Here is a 15711-nt window from a genome sequence, read left to right on the forward strand (position 1 = left end):
CGGGGGACCGTTGGTCAGCCGTTTGCCCGGTGTTTGCCCAGTTCTGTGAACGGGGGCCGGGAGCGCGCCGTACGGGAATGTGGCGGGTCGCCGGCCTCCTCGCGTGGCCCGCCCTCTCCTCACGGGCTCGCGCGGAAGGACCTTCGGGTGACCGGGACCATCACAGAGAACTCGGCGACCGAGCCCGAGACCGGGACGACCACCGACGACAGACCGACGGCCAAGCTCCCCCTCCGCTCCCGGCCGGCCCGCTGGCGGACCGCCCACCCCACCGCCGTACGCACCTTCCACCTGGCGACGACGATCCTCGCGGCCGTACTCGTCCTGGGCGCACTGCTCTTCCCCAACCGCCTGATGGCACTCCAGCCCAACCGCTTCACACGGATCCCGGTGGAGGCGATCATCGGAGCGGCGGTGGCACTCGTGCTCCCCCGCAGACCACGCCTCGTCATCGCCGTGCTCTCCGGGATCGGACTCGGCGTGATGACCATCCTGAACATGCTCGACATGGGATTCCTGGAGTACCTGGGCCGGGGCTTCAACCTGATCCTGGACTGGGAGTTGCTGGACGACGCGCAGGCCTACGTCGAGGACTCCATGGGCAAGGGCGTGGCGGTCGGAGCCACGATCGGGGCGGCGGCAGCCGTTCTCCTCCTCCTACTGGTCATGGCACTGGCGATGGTCAGGCTGAGCAACCTGCTCGCGGACCACCGGCAGACCGCCACCAGAGGCACCCTCATCGCCGCCACCGTGTGGGTCGCGTGCTCGGCACTGGGCGTCCAGGTCTCGGGCATGCCGGTCGCCTCCGAACGCACCGCGGGCGCCGCCAAGGTCCAGACCCGGCGGGTGCTGGACACCCTGCGGGACGAGGCGGAGTTCCGGAAGGTGGCCAAGGTCGACACCTTCGGCGCCACACCGCCCGCCCAACTCCTCCCGGACCTGCGCGGCAAGGACGTGATCTTCACCTTCATCGAGAGCTACGGCCGCAGCGCGATCGAGGATCCCGCCATCGCCCCCGGCGTCGACAAGACCCTCACCACCAGCACCGAAGCCCTCGCGAAAGCCGGCTTCCACGCCAAGAGCGGCTGGCTGACCTCGGCGACGTACGGCGGCAGCAGCTGGCTGGGCCACTCCACCACGATGTCCGGCCTGTGGATCGACAACCAGCAGCGCTACCGCACCGTCATGGCCAGCGACCGTCTCAGCCTCACCAAGGCGTTCCAGAAGACCGGCGCGTGGGACACCGTCGGTGTCATGCCCGGGGTCCAGAAGGGGTGGCCCGAGCAGGAGTACTACGGCCTCGACAAGGTCTACAACGCCTTCCAACTCGGCTATCAGGGGCCGAAGTTCAGCTGGTCCACGATGCCCGACCAGTACGCCCTCGAAGCGTTCCAGCGCCAGGTCCACGGCAAGAAGCGCGACAAGCCCCTGATGTCGGAGATCATCCTCACCTCCAGCCACCAGCCCTGGGCGCCCATCCCCACGATGGTCGGCTGGGACGACCTGGGCGACGGCTCCGTCTTCGGCCCCATCCACAAGGCCGCCCTCGACCCCTCCGACGTCATCACCGACTCCGGTCGCTCCAAGCGCGAGTACGGCAAGTCCGTCCAGTACTCCGTCACCAGCCTCACCCAGTGGCTGGAGCGCTACGGTACCGACGACACCGTGCTCGTCTTCCTCGGGGATCATCAGCCCATCGCCCGTGTCAGTGGCACCGGTGCCAGTCGTGACGTGCCGGTCTCCCTCGTCGCCAAGGATCCTGCGGTCCTTGACAAGATCGCCTCCTGGAACTGGACGGACGGTCTCAAGCCGGCGTCGGACGCCCCCGTCTGGAAAATGAGCGCCTTCCGCGACCGCTTCCTCACGGCCTACGGCTCAACACCCCGCCCCTCCGGGGACTGACCCAGATGTTTCTCGCCCCCGCCGCCCCTACCCGTCCCATCCCCCAGGGGCTCCGCCCCTTCGACCCCGGCGGGTCAGGGGGTGCCACGGACCGTTGTGGGCCGGGTGCGGGTGGGTGGGGGCTGGTCGCGCAGTTCCCCGCGCCCCTCAGGTGGGTGCCAGGGAAGGTCGTAGGGCGGCTGCGGGTGCGATGTGGCTGGTCGCGCAGTTCCCCGCGCCCCTAAAAGAAGGCACCTGCAGTCGCCCTGGGACATCAAGCACCGTCGGCCGTTGGCGTCGTAGCCGCCCACGGCGGCGAGGGGACGGGGCGGGGGGTGTCCGCCCGCAGCGGCCGGCGTCCGACACGCAGGACCTCTTGCCGGAACAGTTCCGCCGGACCGAGGACGGAGACCCCCCGACCCGGCCCCGACCCACCCACCGGACAGGAGGCGCTACATCCGCCCCCACCGGACCCGCACAGCGCGCCGCAGGCATCGCATCAGCCTCCGGAGGTGTCCAGCTCCGCGTCCTCGCTGATGCCGGCGCAGTCGTACGGGTCCTTGAGCCAACCGTCGGGCAGGACGACGCGGTTGTTGCCGGAGGTGCGGCCGCGGGGCCCGTCGGCGCCGGTGGGCCAGGGCTGGTCGAGGTCCAACTCGTCGAGGCCGGAGCGGAGTTCGGACAGGGAGGACGTGATGGCGAGCCGCTTGCGCATCTCGCTGCCGACGGCGAAGCCCTTCAGATACCAGGCCACGTGCTTACGGAAGTCGATGACCCCCCGAGCCTCGTCCCCGATCCACTCACCGAGCAGCGTGGCATGCCGCACCATGACATCGGCCACCTCCCGGAGGGACGGCCGTGCCACATCGTCCACCCGCCCCTCGAACGCCGCCACGAGGTCCGCGAACAGCCACGGCCGCCCGAGACAGCCACGCCCCACGACCACCCCGTCACACCCCGTGGCCCGCACCATCCGCAGCGCATCCTCCGCCGACCAGATGTCCCCGTTCCCCAGCACGGGAATCTCCGGCACATGCTCCTTGAGCCGAGCGATCGCGTCCCAGTCCGCCGTACCGCCGTAGTGCTGAGCGGCGGTACGCCCGTGCAACGCGATCGCGGTCACGCCCTCCTCCACGGCGATCCGCCCGGCGTCGAGATACGTCATGTGGTCGTCGTCGATGCCCTTGCGCATCTTCATCGTGACGGGAAGATCCCCGGCCCCGGCAACCGCCTCGCGCAGGATCCCCCGCAGCAGATGCCGCTTGTACGGCAGCGCCGACCCACCCCCCTTGCGCGTCACCTTCGGCACGGGGCACCCGAAGTTCAGATCGATGTGATCGGCCAACCCCTCCTCCGCGATCATGCGGACGGCCTTGCCGACGGTCGCGGGATCGACGCCGTACAACTGCACGGACCGCGGCTTCTCGCTCGCGTCGAAGTGGATCAGCTGCATGGTCTTCTCGTTGCGCTCGACCAACGCCCGGGTGGTGATCATCTCGCTGACGAACAGCCCTTTGCCCCCACTGGCTCCATCCTTTGATTCGCCTCCGGCGAAGGAACGGCACAACGTGCGGAAGGGCGCGTTGGTGATCCCGGCCATGGGAGCGAGAACGACAGGCGGCTGGACGACGTGCGGACCGATATGCAGCGGCGTGGACGTGGACATCCCTCCATTGTGCCGTGCGACGCAGCATGCAATGCCTTGGCAAAAATGATTAGTTAGACGCACTATCGAAATCGGCGTACCCTGGACCGCATGCCCGAGCTCACCCACCGCCGCCGCCTGCTGGTCCTCGCGATCTGCTGTATGAGCCTGCTGATCGTGAGTCTCGACAACACGGTCCTGAACGTCGCGCTGCCGTCCATGCAGAAGGAACTGCACGCGACCACGGCGGGCCTCCAGTGGACGATCGACGCCTACACCCTGGTCCTGGCCTCGCTGCTGATGCTGGCCGGCTCCACCGCCGACCGCCTCGGCCGCAAGCGCGTCTTCATGACCGGCCTGATCGTGTTCACCCTCGGTTCCGCCCTGTGCTCGATCGCGCCGAACCTCCAGACGCTGGTGATCTTCCGCATGATCCAGGCGGTGGGCGGTTCGATGCTCAACCCGGTCGCCATGTCGATCATCACGAACACCTTCACGGACACCAGGGAGCGGGCGCGGGCGATCGGGGCGTGGGGAGCCGTGGTGGGCATCTCCATGGCCGCGGGCCCCCTGGTCGGCGGCCTGCTCGTGGAGTCGGTCGGCTGGCGGTCGATCTTCTGGCTCAACCTCCCCGTGGGCCTGGCCGCGCTGCTGCTCACCCTGCGCTACGTACCGGAGTCCCGGGCACCGAAGGCCCGGCGCCCGGACCCGGTCGGCCAGGTGCTGGTGATCGTGCTGTTCGGGGCGATGACGTACGGGATCATCGAGATGCCGAACGCCGGGTTCACCTCCGTCCTGCCGTACGTGCTGCTCGCGCTGGCCGCCCTCGCGGGACTGCTCTGGTACGAGCCGCGCCGCGACGAACCCCTGATCGACCTACGGTTCTTCCGGTCGGCGCCGTTCAGCGGGGCGACGGTGATAGCGGTGTGCGGCTTCGCGTCGCTCGGCGGGTTCCTGTTCATGTCGACGCTGTACCTCCAGAACGTCCGGGGGCTGGACGCGCTGCACGCGGGCCTGTGGATGCTGCCGATGGCTGTGCCGACGTTCCTGTGCGCACCACTGGCCGGGCGCCTGGTCGGCAACCGTGGGCCTCGGCTCCCGCTGCTGATCGCGGGTACGGCGATGACGGCGTCCGGGGTCCTGTTCGCCGGGTTCGAGGCGGAGACGTCCGACGCGGCGCTGTTCCTCGGGTACGTGCTGTTCGGGATCGGGTTCGGGTTCTTGAACGCGCCGATCACCAACACGGCGGTGTCGGGCATGCCGCGCAGCCAAGCGGGTGTGGCGGCGGCGGTGGCGTCCACGAGCCGCCAGCTGGGGCAGACGCTGGGTGTCGCCGTGATCGGAGCGGTGTTGGCGGCCGGCGTTGGTTCCTCCTCTTATCGCGACGCGTTTGTTTCAGCCGCCGTGCCGGGTTGGTGGATCCTCGCGGGGTGTGGGTTCGCGGTGTTGGTGCTCGGAGCGGTGACGAGTGGGGCGTGGGCTCGGAGTACGGCCGAGCGGACGGCTGCGCGGTTGGAGGCGCCGGAGGTTCAGGAAGCCGTTCGCGCCTGATCGCCGTAGGGGTGATCTCCGTACGCGACTACCGGTCGGCTGTGGCTGGTCGCGCCCACGCGGCGGAGCCGCAAATCGATACAGCCCCGCGCCCCTCAGGTCAGTCCACTCACCCCAGCTTCGAAGCCAGCCCCGGCCACCTCTTCGCCACCGCCTCCTCCACCGCCGGCAGCGCCCGCTGCCCCGCCAGCGCCAGCGTGATCGCCGCTGCGACCCCCGCCCAGGCGACCGGCCCGAGAGGCGTGCAGCCGAAGAGCTGACTCACACCCGGCGTCTCCACCAGCGCGACGAGAACGACGGCCGACCCCAGGGACGTGACCCGTACCAGCGGGCTGTCGCGGCGGTCGGCGAGCGTCTGGGCGAGCTGGGTACCGACGACCGCGCACAACGCCATCGTGGTGGAGCGGCGGGCCGTGCCCGGGGTGAAGCGGCCGAAAAGCCAGGCGGCGGTCGCGCCGAGGCAGGTGGTGAGGGCGCGGTGGCGGATCTGGCGGATGAGGGGCGCGCCGAGGACGGACGTACCGAGGGGGGCGTCGCCGGGGTCGTCCGGGGTGGTGTCCTCCGTGGGGGTCACGGCGACGGCCATGGCCGGGAAGAGGTCGGTGAAGAGGTTCACCAGGAGCATCTGGCGGGTGGACAGGGGCGCGGACCCGGCGAGGAGCGTGCCGACGATGCCGAAGCCGACCTCGCCCGCGTTGCCGCCGATGAGGATGGCGATGGCGTCGGCGACGCTGTGCCACAGGGCACGGCCTTCCCGTACCGCCTCGATGAGGACGGTGAGGTCGTCGCCGGTGACGACGAGGTCCGCCGCGTTGCGGGCGGCGGCCGAGCCGCGGGCGTTGATGCCCACGCCGATGTCGGCGGCGCGGATGGCGGCGGCGTCGTTGGCGCCGTCGCCGACCATGCCGACGACCCGGCCGGCGTCCCGCAGGGCCTCGACGACCTGGAGTTTCTGTTCGGGCGCGACGCGGGCGACGACGTCGGCGTCGCGCAGCATGCGGGAGCGGGCGGTGCGGTCGGCGGCGGCGAGTTCGTCGCCGGTGACGACGGTCGCGTCGTCGGGCCAGCCGAGGTCGGTGGCGATGGCGTGGGCGGTCTGCGGATGGTCGCCGGTGAGCACGACGGGCCGTACGCCTGCCTCGCGCAGCCCTCGGACGAGGGCGGTGGAGGTCTCGCGGGGCACGTCGGCCAGGGCAAGGAGTCCGGTGAACTCCAGGTCCCGCAGGTCCTGTTCGAGGACGTCGGTGGCCTGCTCGCCCTCGTGCAGCGGGCGCCTGGCCACCGCCAGGACGCGCAGTCCGTCGCCGGCCAGGGAGTGGGCGGTGTCGGAGGCGTGGGAGGGCAGGTCGGCGCAGGCGGGCAGGACGGTCTCGGGGGCGCCCTTGACGACGAGGACGGGCGCGCCGCCCCGGTCGCGGCCGACGGCGGCGGCGTAACCGCGGGCGGCCTCGAAGGGCAGGCCCTCGCTCTGCTCCCAGGCGTCGTCGGGCCCGGCGGCGTCCAGGACGGCCTCGTCGGTGGCGTGGGCCGGGCGGGCCGAGTCGCCGTTGAGGGTGGGGCAGGCGCGGGCCGCGTCCCGCAGGGGGCCGTCGGCGCCGGGTGCGTCGAGCTTGTGGACGGTGCCGTCGGAGTCGGCGACCCGGACCAGGCGGAGCCGGTTCTCGGTGAGGGTGCCGGTCTTGTCGAAGCAGATGGTGTCCATCCGGCCCAGCGCCTCCAGGGTGCGCGGGGCGCGGACGAGGACGCCCTCGCCGCTGAGCCGGCGGGCGGCGGCCAGCTGCGCGACCGTGGCCACCAGCGGCAGCCCTTCCGGTACGGCGGCCACCGCGACGGCCACGCCACCGCTGACCGCCTGCCGGATGGGGGTGCCCCGCAGCAGGGACAGACCGGTGACCGCGGCCCCGCCCGCCATCGTCAACGGCATCGCCTTGCGGGTGAGTTCCTGGAGGCGGGCCTGTACTCCGGCGGCCGGCGGGACGCGGGCGGCGAGGGCGACGGCGCGGGCGGCCTCGGTGCGGTCGCCGGTGTCGACGACGACGGCCTGGGCGCGTCCGGCCACCACGGTCGTGCCCTCGAAGACCATGCAGCGCCGCTCGGCGACCGGGGCGCGCGGGGTGGGGTCCATGCCCTTGTCGACGGGCAGGGACTCGCCGGTCAGCGCGGACTCGTCCACCTCCAGGCCGTCCTCCCACAGCAGGCGGGCGTCGGCGGGGACCACGTCGTCGGCCTTGAGGTCGATGACCTCGCCGGGGTCGAGCCTGGCCGCGTCGACCACATGGGTGGTCGCCTCCTCGTCGGGGCTGTCGGCGACCCGGGCCTTCTGCTTCTGCTGGGCGAGCAGCCCGGACAGGGCGCGTTCGGCGCGCAGCCGCTGGATGCCGCCGACGAGGGCGTTCAGGTCGAGGGCGCCGACGACGAGCAGGGCGTCGACGGCCGAGCCGAGGATCGCGGAGGCGGCCGAGCCGACGGCCAGGACCGGGGTGAGCGGATCGTCCAGCTCCTCCCGTACGGCGCCGGTGAGCTGCAGGGTCCAGCAGGCCGGGGCGAGCGCGGGCAGTCGTAGGACGGTGTCGGCGGCCGTGCGGACGCGGGTGGTCGCCTGTTCGACGACCGTCGGCTCCGGGGGTGTCTCCCGCTTCAGCCGGTCCTGGACGTCGTCCGGGTCCAGGGCGTGCCAGGCGACCCGAGGCCGGGGGTGCGGGGGGCGGGCCGTCGCGACGCCGAGGGCCGCGCGGGCCCCGGTGTAGAGGGCCGCCACCGTGCTGACGTCGACGGGCATGTGCCGCAGGCCGGGGAGCGGCGTGGGAGTGCCCCGGCGGGACTCGCCGACGGCGACGAGCAGGCCGGACAGGGCGGCGCCGGAGCGGGCGAGGGTCTGGGACCGGCGGCCGACCGAGCGGGCCACCGGGACGGCCCGCAGCAGCCGCCACACGTCGGCCAGGCCGTGCGCGGCCAGGACGTCGGCGCCCCACACCACCTGGCCGTCGCCGTCGGTGAGGGCAATGGCCACGTCGCCGTGGAGCAGGCCGGAGGTCACGTCGACGTCGTCGTGCGGGCGGGGGCGGGCGACGGTGACGACCCCGCCCTCGTCGCGCAGTTCGTCCACGACCTCGCTCAACGGCCGGTCCGCGCCGACCACCTGGTCGGCGAGGCCGGTGAAGTCGGCGAGCGCGGGGTCGTCCACGACCACGACCCGCAGTCCCGCGCGGCGGGCCGCGTCCAGGACGGGTTCGGTCCAGGGGTCGGCTCCGTCGCCCGGGATCCTGAGCGCGCTCGGGTGCAGGACGACGGTGCCGGCCATCTCCAGCTGGCGCAGCCGGTCGGGGTCGCGCACCAGCACCCCGCCGCGCGAGAGGGAGGCGCTCAACAGGGCGTGGAAGGCGGCGGGGCCGTAGCGGGCGGCCTTGGGCGAGCCGGCGAGGACCGCCTCGGCCGCCTCGGCGATGTCGTGCTTGACGAGGAGGGCGGCCACGGCTCCGGCGATGCTGCCGGTGGAGGCGTGGGCGGCGTACTCCTGGGCCGGGGAGGTGCGCAGCGGCGGGCGTACGGACGGGTCCGCCGGGACACTGTCGCGGCCGGGCGCGCACAGCTGGTCGTGCACGCTCTCGAAGGCGGCGGTACGGACCACCGCCTCCGCCAGCTGGCAGGTGCGCAGCACGCCGTCGAGCAGCAGGGAGGTGGGGGTGTGGCCGGCGCCGTGGACGGCCGCGTTGGCGACGGCGAGGGCGACCTCCATGCGCACGTTGCCGAGGCGGGCGCGCAGCCAGGACCGGAAGCGGGGGTTCTCCCGCAGCAGCGTGACGACGGCCGTCACCAGCCGGGGCGAGGGCGGCAGCCGCAGCAGGGAGCCGATCAGCGCGGCCCCGGCGCCCACCGCGTCGGCGGCCAGCGCCTCGGCGGCGGTCCTGACGGACGCGGGGTCGCCGGGATGCCCGAGTTCCTCCACCGGATCGTCGGCGGGCACCAGCCCGTGCTTCACCGCCAACGCCTCCGCCCGCGCCCGCACCCGGTCCCCGACGGCCTCCTCGGTCGCCGCGACCACCAGCCGGGCCAGCCCCCGGTCCCAGTACGCGAAGGCCACATCCGGGTGCTCCGCGAGCGCTACGGCGACCCGGCGGGCCAGGTGTTCGACGCGGCGGCGTGGCTCCGGCGGCCGGGCGGAGGGCTCGGCGCCGCCGGTGCCGAAAGGCTCCGCCGGCCGGTCGCGACGCCCGCCGCTGTCGGCCGCGGGCCACTGCGGTTCGGGGGGACCGGCTGTCTGAGGGGCCTCGGGGGTGCCTGCGCGAGCGGGTTCGGCGTCGGGCACTTCGTGCTGCCGGACACCGTGCTCGGGCGCATCACCCTGCCGGACACCGTCCTCGGGCGCTTCGCCCTGCCAGACGCCGCGCTCGGGCACATCACCGCGCCGGGCACCATGGTCGGGCACGTAGTCCCGCCGGACACCGCGCTCGGTGGTGCCCGCACGCTCGGCCGCGTACACGCCGGGATCTGCCTGCCCGGCACCGCGCTTCGCCGCAGCGCCGCCGCGCTCGGCCTCGCCCTGGAGCGGCTCATCCCGGAGCGCCTCACCCTGGAGCCCCGCGTCCCGGAGCCCCGCATCCCGACGCGCCTCACCCCGAGACGCCCCACCCACGGGCGGCGCCCCCGTCCGCCATGCCGTGTGTTCCGCCGTCTCCGCCTCGTCCACGCGCTGTGCGGCGGCCCTCGCCTGTCCCGCCGCGCGCAGTTCCTCCGCCGTGCCCTCGCGGAGGGCCAGGTGGGTGCGGGTGCGGGTGTGCCAGGTGCGGGGGGCGCCGGGGAGGGCGGCGCGGGTGACGCGGGCGGCGCGGAGGGCGAAGTCCGCGCCGCGTACGCCGGCCCGTGCCGTACCGGCCACCGCGCCGGCGGCGGCTCCCACGGCGGGGGCCGCGCCCCGGACGAGCAGGCGCGGCCCGCCGAGGACCAGGCCGGCGGCGAGGGCCGAGGGACGGCTGATAAGTCCTCGGCTCATCGCTGGTCCTCGGCCGTCGACGCGGCCGTGCGGTGCGTGGGCAGCTTGTCGGAGGGCGAGTCGGGCGTCACCGCGCCGGGCGCGGACTCCGCGAGGACCTGCGGCGTGGGCGGGCCGGACGGGCCGGACGTCCGGTGCGTGACCGCTCGGGCCCCCGTCTCCCCCTCGGCGGTCCCGGCCCTTGCCGCCGTTGCCCGCTCCCCCGTTTCCCGCTCCCCCGTCTCCTCGCCTCGCGGCTGGGTCAGCCACGCCACCGCCGCCCCGGTGATCGCGACGGGCCACTCCACGACACCGGCGACACCGAGGACCCCGGCGCCGGTGTACACCGCGATGCGCCGCCCGCGCGGCGACACCGCCCCGACCTTGTCCAAGGCGCCCTCGGCGACCCGGCCCACCGTCCCGGCGCCGGGCACGTGCCGCAGCACGGAGGCGGCAGCCCGCAGCGGCTGGGGCAGTTCCTGCCCCCACTCCTGCTCCCGCTTCCGCTCAGCCATCTGTTCGGTCATGGCTTCCTCGACTCCCCTCGCGCGGAGACCTCACCTTTCGGATCGCCCGAGTTCCCGCAGTTCGGAGAGTCATCCCGCACTCCGCCCGGTCTTTGTCCATCACGCCCGCGTGAACACCCCGTGGAGTTCCCCCGTTGATGTTGACCTTGCTGCACACTCCATGCGGACAGCGTTGAACCGGACCCGGAGGCGTCATGCCGCAGATAGACACCAGCAAGGTGAGCCGCTGGGACCAGCACGGGCGGGAGCACGTCGTCCGGGTACAGCGGAAGGGCGCTCAGCGCACGATCAGATGTGACACCTGCGGCTGGTCCAAGGGCGCGCAGTTCCTGCCGTGGCTGAAGGCGGAGGAACATCTGGCGGAGGAACACCAGGCGACGGTGGACCCGACGGCGAGCTGAGCGCGGTCACAGGCGAGCCGAACGCGGTCACAGCCGAGCAGAGCCGTCACAAGGGGCCGCTCACTCCCCGAAGCGGTACTTCAGGTGGGTGGCGAGGCCCGTGTCGACCACCCGCACCGGCTCCAGCCGCCGCGGGCCCAGATCAGGCCCGTCGAAGAGCCGCAGTCCGTCCCCGAGCAGCGCGGGCACCACGTGCAGCTGCATCTCGTCGATGAGCCGCGCCGCGAGGTACTGCCGTACCGTGCTCGCCCCGCCCGCGATGTCGACGTTCCGGCCCCCGGCCACCGCCTTCGCCCGCTCCAGCGCACTGTGGATGCCGTCGGTGACGAAGGTGAACGTGGTGCCGCCCTCCTTGACCAGCGTCGGCCGGGGCCGATGGGTCAGCACGAAGACCGGGGTCCTGAAGGGCGGGTTGTCGCCCCAGAACTCCTCCCCCGTGTCGTACATCGTCCGCCCCATGACCACCGCCCCGGTGGCGTCGAACCACTCCCGCATCAGCTCGGAGTCGCGGTTGTCCTCCCCGCCGGTCATGCCCTGGCGCTCCCGCCAGCTCGCGAGGTTGTGGATCCACTCGAAGAGCGGCTCGGCGCCGTCGCCTCCCGGGTTGTCGGGAGAGACGCCGGCGCCGGCGATGTATCCGTCGAGCGAGACGGCCAGATCCGTGGTCACGATCATGATGAGGGGCTCCTGAAACGGTGAGAGGTACTGCCTTCGCTGCCTTCACCCTCACGTCGATCGGGAACCACCGCATTCGACACCGGCGGCCATTCCAGCGGTGAGTCCCCCAGTTCAGGCCCGCAGCCCCCGCAGCAACAGCTCCACGACCGCCTCCAACTCCCGCTCCACGCCCGGTTCTTTCCACTCACGGGAGTGGCAGGGGTCGTGGAAGCGGGCGGTGGCCTGGAAGACGGCGCGGGCGGAGGTGGCCGGATCGTCGACGGCGAAGGCGCCGGAGCCGACGCCGTCCTGGAGGATCCGGGTCAGCTGGCCGGTCAGTTCCGCGATGTGCTCGCCGACCACGCCGCCGTTCTCGTCGGTCAGCACCGAGTACGTGGCGAACAGCTCGGGATCGTCGCCCGCCTTGCGGCGCTTGGCGTCGAAGAGGGCGAGGAGCCAGTCGCGCAGCCGGGCCTCCGGGTCGCGGTCCGGCGCGTCGGCCACGGCCGCCAGGGCGTCCGTCGCCCGGTCCAGCCACCGCTTGGTCACCGCCGCGCGCAGCGCCGCCTTGGTCCGGAAGTGCCGGTAGACGCTGCCGTGGCTGACGCCGAGCGCGCGGGCCACGTCGACCACGGTGGCCTTGGCGGGGCCGTGGCGGCGCAGTACCTCCTCGGTGGTTTCGAGGATGCGCTCGGCGGTCAGGGTCTCGCTGGTCGGTGGCATGAGCTGACCGTACCCGGCCGCCCGTCAGCGCTCGACCTGGGCCAACTGCGCCGCCGCGTAGCGCTCACCGGCGGCCGCCCCGGCCGGTACGGCCTCCTCGATCGCCGCGAGGTCGGCCGCGTCCAGCGTCACGTCCAGCGCGCCGAGCGACTCCGCCAGCCGCTCCCGGGTGCGGGCGCCGACGAGCGGCACGATGTCCTCGCCGCGCGAGAGCACCCAGGCGATGGCGGTCTGCGCGACCGAGACGCCCTTGCGCTCGGCGATCTCGCGCAGCGCCTCGACCAGGTTCAGGTTGTGCCGGAGGTTCTCGCCCTGGAAGCGGGGCGAGTGGGCGCGGAAGTCGTCCGCGGCGAGCTGCCGGTCGGCGCTGAAGTGGCCGGAGATCAGCCCGCGGGACAGCACGCCGTACGCCGTGACGGAGATGCCCAGTTCACGGGTGACGGGCAGGATCTCGGCCTCGATGCCGCGCGAGATCAGGGAGTACTCGATCTGGAGGTCGGCGACGGGCGCGACGGCGGCGGCCCGGCGGATGGTCTCGGCGCCGACCTCGCTCAGGCCGACGTACCGGACGTACCCCTTCTCGATCAGTTCGGCGATCGCGCCGACCGTCTCCTCGATGGGTACGTCGGTGTCGAGGCGGGCGGGGCGGTAGACGTCGATGTGGTCGACGCCGAGGCGCTGGAGCGAGTACGCGGCGAAGTTCTTCACGGCGGCAGGCCGGCCGTCGTAGCCGGACCAGCCGCCGTCGGGGGCGCGCAGGGCGCCGAACTTCACGCTGACGAGCGCCTGTTCGCGCCGGACGGCGGGCGCGGTGCGCAGCGCCTCGCCGATCAGGAGTTCGTTGTGGCCCATGCCGTAGAAGTCGCCGGTGTCGATCAGGGTCACGCCCGCTTCCAGGGCGGCGTGGATCGTGGCGATCGACTCGGCGCGGTCGGCGCCGCCGTACAGGGCGGACATGCCCATGCAGCCGAGTCCGAGAGCGGAGACCTGGGGGCCGGTGGATCCGAGGGTTCGGGTGCTCATCGTCATGACACCAAGCTTGGCATGACAGCTGACAGATTTCAATATCTGTCAGCTGTCATTCACGGACACCTCAGCCGTCGTACGCCAGCTTCCCCCCGAGCATCACGAACGACCCCGCGAACCCCCGCCGCAGCCACGCCATCACCCTCGGGCGGGAGATCACGTGCTGCCGCACCGAGGCCGCGAGCAGGCCGTACACCACGAAGACGAGAAACGTGACCACCATGAACACCCCGCCCAGCGCCAGCATCCGCAGCCCGGAGTGCGGCCGATCGGCGTCCACGAACTGCGGCAGGAAGGCCAGGAAGAAGATCGTCACCTTGGGATTGAGCACGTTGATCAGCACGGCCCGCGCGACCACCTGCCGCGCCGAGGCGGGTGTGGCGTCCTGGGAGACGTCGAGCGCGCTCTTGTCCCGGGCCATGGCCCACGCCATGTAGAGCAGATAGACGACCCCGGCGTACTTCAGTACCTGGAACGCCGTCGCGCTCGCGTGCAACAGGGCGGCCAGGCCGGTCACGGTCGCCAGCACATGCGGAACGATCGCCAGCGTGCAGCCCGCCGCCGCGACCACACTGGCCCGGCGACCACGGGAGAGCCCGGCGGCGAGGGTGTAGACGACCCCGGTCCCGGGGGTGACACAGACGATGAGGGTGGTGAGGAGAAACGCGATACTCATGCGCCCACCCTGGACATGCGTCGGCCCCCGATACAGGACCACCCGGGTACCCGTATCGAGGGCCAATCGGCGCGGAGCGCCCAGCAGCCGATCGGAGCGGAGTGCCTAGCAGCCGACGAGCCGCCCGGCCAGGTAGCCCTCGATCTGGTCCAGCGACACGCGCTCCTGCTTCATGGAGTCCCGCTCGCGCACCGTCACGGCGTTGTCCTCAAGGGTGTCGAAGTCGACCGTCACGCAGTACGGCGTACCGATCTCGTCCTGGCGCCGGTAGCGGCGGCCGATCGCGCCCGCGTCGTCGAACTCGATGTTCCAGTTCTGGCGCAGCGCCGCGGCCAGCCCCTTGGCCTTCGGGGACAGCTCCGGGTTCCGGGACAGCGGCAGCACCGCGACCTTGACGGGAGCGAGCCGGTGGTCGAGGCGCAGCACCGTGCGCTTCTCCAGCTTGCCCTTGGCGTTCGGCGCCTCGTCCTCGATGTAGGCGTCGAGCAGGAACGCGAGCATCGCGCGTCCGACACCGGCCGCCGGCTCGATGACGTACGGCGTCCAGCGCTCGCCGGCCTCCTGGTCGAAGTAGGAGAGGTCCTGGCCGGAGGCCTTGGAGTGGGCGCCGAGGTCGTAGTCGGTGCGGTTGGCGACACCCTCCAGCTCGCCCCACTCGTTGCCGCCGAACTGGAAGCGGTACTCGATGTCAGCGGTGCGCTTGGAGTAGTGGGAGAGCTTCTCCTTCGGGTGCTCGTACCACCGCATGTTCTCCTCGCGCAGGCCCAGGCCGGTGTACCAGTTCCAGCGCTGCTCCATCCAGTACTCCTGCCACGTCTCGTCCTCGCCCGGCTTGACGAAGAACTCCATCTCCATCTGCTCGAACTCGCGGGTGCGGAAGATGAAGTTGCCGGGCGTGATCTCGTTGCGGAAGGACTTGCCCATCTGCGCGATGCCGAACGGCGGCTTGCGGCGCGAAGTGGTCTGCACCTGGGCGAAGTTGGTGAAGATGCCCTGCGCGGTCTCGGGGCGCAGGTAGGCGATGGAGCCGGTGTCCTGGGTCGGGCCGAGGTGGGTGGAGAGCAGACCCGAGAACTGCTTGGGCTCGGTGAACTGGCCCTTGTTGCCGCAGTTGGGGCAGTTCACGTCCGCCAGGCCGTTCTCCGGGGCGTGGCCCTTCTTCGCCTCGTAGGCCTCCTCCAGGTGGTCCGCGCGGAACCGCTTGTGGCAGGAGGTGCACTCGGTGAGCGGGTCGGAGAAGGTGGCGACGTGACCGGAGGCGACCCACACCTCGGGGGCCAGGATGACGGACGAGTCGATACCGACCACGTCCTCGCGCGACGTCACCATGTAGCGCCACCACTGGCGCTTCAGGTTCTCCTTGAGCTCGACACCCAGCGGTCCGTAGTCCCAGGCGGCGCGCTGGCCACCGTAGATCTCACTGCACGGGAATACGAAGCCACGGCGCTTGCTCAGGCTGACGATGGTGTCGATCTTGTCGGCGGCCACGGTGCTCTCTTCATTACGACGACGGGCGACGAAGCAGTCTCTGGGGGAGCAGTGCTTCAGAGCGAATGCCTCAGGTTACCGGCGCGGCCTGCCCTCCAATCAAATCGGTCCGCCCTGGGGCCCCTACCACGCTTTGTTGACAACCGTTTCCAATTTTGTTGAAAATG

The 15711-nt window shown here is 72.1% G+C and carries 11 protein-coding genes; 3 read left to right on the forward strand and 8 right to left on the reverse strand.

Features of this window, described 5'->3' with window-relative positions; all coding sequences use genetic code 11:
• The first annotated feature begins 147 nt into the window (after positions 1 to 147).
• Positions 148 to 1902, forward strand: a complete 1755-nt coding sequence (locus K4B79_RS16325; RefSeq protein ID WP_232027308.1) for a CDP-alcohol phosphatidyltransferase — start codon at positions 148 to 150, stop codon at positions 1900 to 1902.
• Positions 1903 to 2380: 478 nt separating this feature from the next.
• Here the strand turns inward: K4B79_RS16325 and dusB are convergent, their stop codons facing one another.
• The gene (gene dusB, locus K4B79_RS16330) at positions 2381 to 3547 is read right to left on the reverse strand and encodes a tRNA dihydrouridine synthase DusB (RefSeq protein WP_232027309.1); all 1167 of its coding nucleotides are present in this window, start codon (positions 3545 to 3547) and stop codon (positions 2381 to 2383) included.
• A gap of 90 nt (positions 3548 to 3637) precedes the next feature.
• Between dusB and K4B79_RS16335 the strand changes: the two genes are divergently transcribed.
• Positions 3638 to 5077: an MFS transporter gene (locus K4B79_RS16335; RefSeq protein WP_232027310.1), complete on the forward strand. Its 1440-nt coding sequence runs from the start codon at positions 3638 to 3640 to the stop codon at positions 5075 to 5077.
• A 109-nt stretch (positions 5078 to 5186) separates the two neighbouring features.
• On the opposite strand, the gene K4B79_RS16340 is transcribed toward K4B79_RS16335, so the two are convergent.
• Both K4B79_RS16340 and K4B79_RS16345 read right to left on the reverse strand, forming a co-directional pair.
• Positions 5187 to 10067, reverse strand: a complete 4881-nt coding sequence (locus K4B79_RS16340) for an HAD-IC family P-type ATPase (protein ID WP_232027311.1) — start codon at positions 10065 to 10067, stop codon at positions 5187 to 5189.
• Complete coding sequence (locus tag K4B79_RS16345; protein WP_232027312.1) at positions 10064 to 10573, reverse strand: hypothetical protein; 510 nt, start codon at positions 10571 to 10573, stop codon at positions 10064 to 10066. Before K4B79_RS16345 ends, K4B79_RS16340 begins: the two co-directional genes overlap by 4 nt.
• Before the next feature lie 194 nt (positions 10574 to 10767).
• Here K4B79_RS16345 and K4B79_RS16350 point away from each other — a divergent pair, with 194 nt between their 5' ends.
• Positions 10768 to 10974 (forward strand): hypothetical protein, encoded by a 207-nt coding sequence (locus K4B79_RS16350; RefSeq protein WP_232027313.1) that lies wholly within the window; start codon positions 10768 to 10770, stop codon positions 10972 to 10974.
• A 60-nt stretch (positions 10975 to 11034) separates the two neighbouring features.
• On the opposite strand, the gene K4B79_RS16355 is transcribed toward K4B79_RS16350, so the two are convergent.
• The 5 genes from K4B79_RS16355 to K4B79_RS16375 all read right to left on the reverse strand — a co-directional run bounded on the left by K4B79_RS16355 (position 11035) and on the right by K4B79_RS16375 (position 15544).
• Complete coding sequence (locus K4B79_RS16355; protein ID WP_232027314.1) at positions 11035 to 11649, reverse strand: dihydrofolate reductase family protein; 615 nt, start codon at positions 11647 to 11649, stop codon at positions 11035 to 11037.
• Between the two features lie 114 nt (positions 11650 to 11763).
• Positions 11764 to 12354, reverse strand: coding sequence for a TetR family transcriptional regulator (locus K4B79_RS16360; protein ID WP_232027315.1), 591 nt, complete (start codon positions 12352 to 12354; stop codon positions 11764 to 11766).
• Between the two features lie 24 nt (positions 12355 to 12378).
• A complete protein-coding gene (locus K4B79_RS16365; protein WP_232027316.1) occupies positions 12379 to 13383 on the reverse strand; it encodes an aldo/keto reductase in 1005 nt (334 codons plus the stop codon).
• A 64-nt stretch (positions 13384 to 13447) separates the two neighbouring features.
• Positions 13448 to 14056, reverse strand: a complete 609-nt coding sequence (locus tag K4B79_RS16370) for a LysE family translocator (protein WP_232027317.1) — start codon at positions 14054 to 14056, stop codon at positions 13448 to 13450.
• A 105-nt stretch (positions 14057 to 14161) separates the two neighbouring features.
• Positions 14162 to 15544 (reverse strand): glycine--tRNA ligase, encoded by a 1383-nt coding sequence (locus tag K4B79_RS16375; RefSeq protein ID WP_232027318.1) that lies wholly within the window; start codon positions 15542 to 15544, stop codon positions 14162 to 14164.
• Between the last annotated feature and the right edge of the window lie 167 nt (positions 15545 to 15711).

This window comes from Streptomyces lincolnensis, from assembly GCF_021173675.1.
Lineage (GTDB): Bacteria > Actinomycetota > Actinomycetes > Streptomycetales > Streptomycetaceae > Streptomyces > Streptomyces lincolnensis_B.

Coding starts and splice junctions, on each gene's coding strand:
- K4B79_RS16345 (WP_232027312.1), bottom strand. CDS start 10,573: ATGACCGAACAGATGGCTGAGCGGAAGCGGGAGCAGGAGTGGGGGCAG.
- K4B79_RS16350 (WP_232027313.1), top strand. CDS start 10,768: ATGCCGCAGATAGACACCAGCAAGGTGAGCCGCTGGGACCAGCACGGG.
- dusB (WP_232027309.1), bottom strand. CDS start 3,547: ATGTCCACGTCCACGCCGCTGCATATCGGTCCGCACGTCGTCCAGCCG.
- K4B79_RS16340 (WP_232027311.1), bottom strand. CDS start 10,067: ATGAGCCGAGGACTTATCAGCCGTCCCTCGGCCCTCGCCGCCGGCCTG.
- K4B79_RS16335 (WP_232027310.1), top strand. CDS start 3,638: ATGCCCGAGCTCACCCACCGCCGCCGCCTGCTGGTCCTCGCGATCTGC.
- K4B79_RS16370 (WP_232027317.1), bottom strand. CDS start 14,056: ATGAGTATCGCGTTTCTCCTCACCACCCTCATCGTCTGTGTCACCCCC.
- K4B79_RS16355 (WP_232027314.1), bottom strand. CDS start 11,649: ATGATCGTGACCACGGATCTGGCCGTCTCGCTCGACGGATACATCGCC.
- K4B79_RS16360 (WP_232027315.1), bottom strand. CDS start 12,354: ATGCCACCGACCAGCGAGACCCTGACCGCCGAGCGCATCCTCGAAACC.
- K4B79_RS16365 (WP_232027316.1), bottom strand. CDS start 13,383: ATGACGATGAGCACCCGAACCCTCGGATCCACCGGCCCCCAGGTCTCC.